At 56.0% G+C, this 5,905-nt stretch carries 3 protein-coding genes and 2 pseudogenes; 2 read left to right on the top strand and 3 right to left on the bottom strand.

The window, feature by feature from the left end; all coding sequences use genetic code 11:
• Both ACIPUD_RS39425 and ACIPUD_RS39420 read right to left on the bottom strand, forming a co-directional pair.
• A pseudogene (locus ACIPUD_RS39425) lies at positions 1 to 386 on the bottom strand (hypothetical protein); the annotation flags it as partial.
• Positions 387 to 899: 513 nt separating this feature from the next.
• Positions 900 to 1,316, bottom strand: a complete 417-nt coding sequence (locus ACIPUD_RS39420) for an SET domain-containing protein-lysine N-methyltransferase (protein WP_446482947.1) — start codon at positions 1,314 to 1,316, stop codon at positions 900 to 902.
• A 1,336-nt stretch (positions 1,317 to 2,652) separates the two neighbouring features.
• On the opposite strand from ACIPUD_RS39420, the gene ACIPUD_RS39415 reads away from it, so the two are divergent.
• Positions 2,653 to 3,777: a M24 family metallopeptidase gene (locus ACIPUD_RS39415; protein ID WP_446482946.1), complete on the top strand. Its 1,125-nt coding sequence runs from the start codon at positions 2,653 to 2,655 to the stop codon at positions 3,775 to 3,777.
• A gap of 816 nt (positions 3,778 to 4,593) precedes the next feature.
• Here ACIPUD_RS39415 and ACIPUD_RS39410 read toward each other — a convergent pair.
• A pseudogene (locus ACIPUD_RS39410) lies at positions 4,594 to 4,821 on the bottom strand (hypothetical protein); the annotation flags it as partial.
• 400 nt (positions 4,822 to 5,221) lie between these two features.
• Between ACIPUD_RS39410 and ACIPUD_RS39405 the strand changes: the two are divergent.
• Entirely contained in the window at positions 5,222 to 5,809 is a 588-nt protein-coding gene (locus ACIPUD_RS39405) for a transposase (protein WP_446482945.1), read from the top strand.
• Positions 5,810 to 5,905: the final 96 nt, after the last annotated feature.

Raw genomic sequence — 5,905 nt, 5'->3', positions numbered from 1 at the left:
GGAGCCTCGAAATTTGCGAAGGAGATATCAACGTCGAAGAGAACATCGGCAATGCTCTCAAAAAGTATGTTTTTCGACAATTCAATTCCATCTAGCGGCATCAAATCGCCCGCCGCGCCTAGCGTGACAGAGGTATCCTTTTGGAAACCATCTGGCAGATTTACGATGGACTTGTCGTTTAAAAAGAGAACCTCCGATACACCATTTTCCGCTTTTAGCGTCGGCTTCTCCAACTTGTAGTACCAGTACGCCCAATCGATATACGTCATTTCGGCAGCATCGGTTGCGGCGTCTGCGAGCGGAAAATCCCACTCACCCGTCAGCTTGGCTCTGTCCAACGCCTCTTTTGCTTTCGATTCGAAAGAAGAGTCTGCGGTCTGGTTCATTTGCCCGTTTCTTTGCGAAAAGGTCGTTTGCCATAGCTTGCGTTCCTTGAAGAAATTGCTCTTTTGCTAGACTTTATTTCGGCTTAGACCAATGAGTGCCGCTGACGATCTCGACAGCCTCTTCCGCTTCCATCGCCCCGGCTGCGTGGCGGCGGAGCGCCGCGCCCCCCGATGCCGGTTCCTGCTGGAGCGTCTCTACCCGGCGCCCCCTCACGGAATCGCGCAGACCGAGCTCCATAGCGGGATCTGATCGAACGAACACACCTTGGACGTGTTCAGCCATCTGCCCCAAAGTACCCCTTCGCAACAATTGACGTTCACGTCCTTTCATCCGACATCTGCTGGCCCTCAGTGTCTACTAAGGCGGTCATTGCAATTCAGAGAAGGCTCATAACTCGCCAGTTAACTGATCGGCAATCCCGCGTCTTGTACGCGGAGTCCGCACAAGGATGAAGTATCTCAACATTGCGAGCATTACACCCTCATAGGCCAAGGATGTGGGATCTCTGCAGCTCAATCGAGAAAATTAATGGTGCGAGGATAAGCTGAGATATTCGAGTAGCTGTGTGTTATTTCCTCATCCACTTTTATGTCCTTCATAGCCACGATGCTCGCCCATGAGCCGGACCCTGCATCAGTCCACATTATTTGTGCATTCGGGTTAAACGAGTGGTTCACCAGCGAGATAAATCCGAAAACAACGTAGCCCGTCAGAGCATCGCCTTCGAGACGATCCCGCCGCACGAAGTAGTACTCAAATAGCCCCGTGCGATCTAACAACTTAGCTTGGGTCTCATCAAATGCCCAGGTGGGAGCACGCTCAATTATATCACCCACCTTGAATGGGACATTTGCAAATACAGCGCGACCTTTTCCTCGCAGAATTTTGACATACAAGACGTTCATGCGATCAAACACCTTGTCAACCATCGTGTGCGCCTTTTCGTTCTTGCGCATTGACCTCGGGCTTCATTGTGATCAACCTTGGCCGGGGTGCGCATTTGTGCTTTTCACGGATTTTCATGTTCGAAGGTGAGCATAGAGTGGATCCCCACGCTCCTGATACCTACCTAGCTTGGCTGCTAGACAACCTATACGCCTGACGCGGTTCTTCCAGCCTGGACGTCTTTCCATTCGCTGCGCACTTGAGAACGCAACTGCTCAATCCGAGCAGCATCCAATTTAGAACTGGAGCAATCCAGGCCGGGCCGATATCACACTAATGAGAGTTCTGCGCCCTGAGTAACGCAGCCTAATGTATTCCACACTGCTGGCGCGGAGGAGATCAACAGGCGATGAGCTGACAGATAGCGTCACGTGACCTCCGTGCAAGCAGCCGCTTGCGGAACGCGCTGCCGTTCAGTACAGCGCCATGAGCAAAATACGTGGGTATCCGTCGGTACGACAAGCGGTCGTTGATTCAAGCTTGCGGATGGACGTCCTTGAGCTTCGCGCTGCGCATGAGCGTGACATGTCCTCGACGACTGCGCTCAATCGAGCGCGGCAGCTTCAATTTCTCAGTTCTCACGTCCGTAGCTCGCGTTCCGCGGCGTTGTTCGACATCCACGGGGCCATCTTCAATGAAGCGGAACAATACATCTCAGCAACTAATAACAGTAACTCACGAGAGCTTGGCTCGCTGCTCGGGCAACCAGGTGTGTGATCAGAGGTCAGCGCACGCGCCGACGCTCTTGCGCACCGTTGATCTTGCGCTCGATGGTGCACGGAACGCAATACGTTTGCCCCCGCGGCTTTGATCGGTGGACTGAGCCGCGCAAAATCGCCAAATTTGCTTGGCGCGCCCGCAGCCTCCATGTCGCGCCTTTCTTGGGGTTGCCTCCCTTGATCATCACGGCCCACGCGAGAGGCGCAATGAATGGTTAGCCATCCACCGGACAAGACCATGAGGCCCATAGCTACCGGTCAGTAGGTAAGCAAGCACACGAAGTGGCTTTCACAATGTGCGGTCACTCGGCTAGCAGAACATCTTAAAGCCACGCATAATTGTTCAAACGATGCGGTGCAAACTACTAGCGGTCAGCGTTGGCGTGCAATGGGCCACGCGATATTTTAACGGCGCGCAGTTCCCCGCTTTTGGCGGGACTTTGACTAGTCCGCAACACAGGTATGAGGAAGACTTCATCAGCCTATCAGAAGTTGGCGTCTCGCCGTCGATGAGGAGATGATAATGGACCTTGAACGTGGGAGCGATAATCTTCCGGGGCCGCCACCACGGCGTTTACCTGTGACGACATAGGAAGGATTCATGACACAGCCTCCGCCCTTCCCTGTCACTGAATTCCGCTCGCGGCTCGCAGTATTGCGGACCGTCATGGCCGAACGGCATGTTGATCTTCTCATCGTGGACCAGCGCGAACACATGGTTTACCTCAGCGGTTACTGGCCCACAGCGGCCATGTATCAAGCCGTACTTGTCCCGCTCGATCAAGAACCACTTGCTGTCATCCGTGCGCTCGATGCTCCCGTCTTCAGCGAACTGAGCTGGTTCACCGACTGCGTGTCGTTTGGCGACCACGAAAATCCGATCAAGCTGCTGGCCGACACGATCAACGCCCGCGGCTTTGGAACCTCAGTCGTAGGCCTTGAGCGGGACAGCCATTTCCTCACTGTTAACCGGGCACTGGAGCTCGCGAGCTTGCTGCCGAACGCGAGGATTGTTGATTTCTCGCGCATCATGTGGGAAATGCGGCAGGTCAAGTCCCCCCTCGAACTTGCTTGCCTCAACGTAGCCGCAGAAATTTGCGACCGGGCGGCAGCGGCTGCCTTCGCGGTAGCTTGCGCAGGTGTCAGCGAACGGGAAGTCTTTGCAGCGATGACTAGCGAAGCATGGCGGAGTGGCGCGGACAACGCGCAGGTCGCCGTCCTAGCCTCCGGACCTCGCTCAGCAATCTTGCATGCGGCGCTCGACGGCCGCGAGCTCGCCAACGGAGACATTCTGCACGTTGAACCTGTTCCGCACTTTCGCGGCTACACGTCCCGGTTAATGCGTCCGAAATCGATCGGTGCGCCGACCGATGAACAAGTCCGAAGCGCTGAAACCATGATCCAAATTCAGGATGAGCAATTCCGCACCATGAGGCCAGGTGCAAATGCAAGGGACGTCGACCGCGTTGTGCGAGAGGGAATGTTGGGTGCGGGATTGCGCGACAGCTATACGAATATCACCGGTTATACACTCGGCCTGAAGTATCCTCCTCGCACAAGCGATTTCACTCGCGTCTTCTTACCCAACAGCGAGTGGCAGCTAGAGCAAAACCAGGTTTTCCACATGTACACGACTGCGCGCGGCATAGCCTTCAGCGAAACCATTGTCGTCACACGCGAGGGAGGGAAGCGCTTAACCAAAATGGAGCGCAGGCTCTTCTCCTGAAATTCAGCCACCGAGAGCGTAGCGTATCCATCGCCTCCCTTCAATTCGATGCTCTTTACAGGGCGGTTCAAAGGCCAGGTCGTCCTTGGGTCTCAAACGTAATCACAGGACCGAACTGCTTTTTGAGGAGAAGAATATGACCACTTTAGGGATTCTATGCCTGTCGAATGTTGGCAACTATCATGGTCAAGATTCAGACTTCGGCCCAGGTATTGCACATGCGGGCCGCTACGGGTCCGCCCCAGTATGGAGGCGAATCGCAGGCGCATGGTCCAGCAATGTGGTCTCAGGTGATCCTACCTGTGAGGATGAGTATGTGAAAGCTGCGCAGGGGCTTATAAGGGAAGGAGCGGAGGCAATCACCTGCGACTGCGGTTTTACCGTGCGATACCAGCGTGCAATTGCGGCAGCGGTAACAGTTCCAGTCTCGACTTCGAGTCTACTTCTGCTTCCATCACTGCTGTTAAGTGTGCCTGCGAACAAGCAAGTTGCAATCCTTACTGCGGACTCAAGCTGCCTGGATGACGGCATTCTGAGTACACTTGGTATCACACAGCGATCGCGATTGGTTGTCGAAGGGCTGGAGGGTACAGCGACCTACTACTACATGTGGGCCAAAAAAGGTGAGATAAACGTCCGGGATGTTTTGTCCGACACTGATGCCATGATTGCGCGTCTCCGCAAAAACGGGAATATTGCGGCAGTTCTATGTGAGTGTACAATATTTGTGAGAGTCTCACCTCGAATACGAAGGGCTACTGGCTTGCCAGTTTATGATGCCGGAAATAATGCAGCGCTCCTTGTGGCAGCGGTCGGCTAGTAGGGTGAACACGTATCAGCGAGAGTGACTACGGCGCGGTAATATCTGGCGGTCTTTTCGAAGCGGGTTGCGAACCGGCAGAACTGCTTGAGTGTTGAGAAGCAGCATTCGACGAGATGGCGTTGGGCATAGAGATGCTTGCCGCGCCTCCAACTCAGTGTCGTACGTCGGGCAACAGCCGGGTCAGTCCCGCCGCCTCGAAACGGCGGAACGTCAACCGCACCGTCTAAGGAGCCGTCCCGACCCGCCGCGCTGTCGCACGGGTCGGCATCCTGCCGACTTCGATCCCATGCCGGAGTGGTGGGCGACATCGACCGGACTCAGCAGCCATTACGCCGACCTCCGACAGGACCTCTTCCAAAGCTTGGATCAACCACGTCGAGCTCTGGTCTGCGGAGCTGACGGGCAAAGAAGACGCGCCGAGGCGCCATGTGTCGACTGCCCAGTTCCAAGCCAACGAACACCGAGCGCCACCATGAGAATCCCAGGCCATTTCGACGGTAAGCGTGGAGCCGCGGCTTGCTTCAGAATTCGAATGAACGTGCGAAGAACCCTCCGGCTTGGACGGAGATTTGGGATGGGATTGGACAGCAAAACGGACGTCTATGCTCATCGGTAGGGCCGGTGAGCCGGCTGGGGGTTCTTGAAGGACCATCGAGGCGCCGCGTACGTTCGGAAGCTGAGAGAGCTCGGGTCGTCGCCGAGAGTCTGTTACCCGGTGCCCAGGTGTCCGAGATGGCGCGCAAGCACGGCGCGACGCGCTGGCAGATCTACGATTGGAGACGGCGGTTTCGACAGCAAGGCATGTTGCCGCTGTGCGAGGCGTCGCAGCCGATATTCGCGCCGCTGGTTGTGGAAGGTGCGTTGGAGGGGCGTCAGGTTCCGGCGCGGCAAAGGTGCTCAGCGCTGATCTTGCTCATCGCGCGCCTCCGCGAGGCTTTGGACCGGCTGCCCGGCGGTTGGCGTGATTACCGCTTCGACGAGCAGACACCGCAACAGCGCTATTGCCTTCAGCCTCTCCTCTCCGATAGTTCGGGTGGTGGTACGGCGACGGCGAACAAATCCGGTTGCGTCCGCAGCGGGATCTTCATTGGCATCTCCTCCTTCGGGGGTGGAATCCCCCACAGAAGAGGCTACGAGATGGTCGAGCATGGCACGAATCTCGAGGAGGGCCTTAAGCGGTCGTCCGTGAACAAGGCTCTAAGCGATTGAGCAGGAGTCAGTTTTCCGGTTGGGGCGGCATTTGAGATTGCAGGGATTGGGGGCTTGAGGCCCCCAAACCTTGCAATTTTCGTTTGTGGATTCCCT

Source organism: Bradyrhizobium sp. CAR08 (genome assembly GCF_052871955.1).
This window is presented reverse-complemented; position numbering and strand designations above follow the sequence as displayed.

Bases quoted from the DNA above. Each gene is read 5' to 3' on its own strand.
- ACIPUD_RS39420 (WP_446482947.1), bottom strand. From the start codon at position 1,316: ATGGTTGACAAGGTGTTTGATCGCATGAACGTCTTGTATGTCAAAATT.
- ACIPUD_RS39415 (WP_446482946.1), top strand. From the start codon at position 2,653: ATGACACAGCCTCCGCCCTTCCCTGTCACTGAATTCCGCTCGCGGCTC.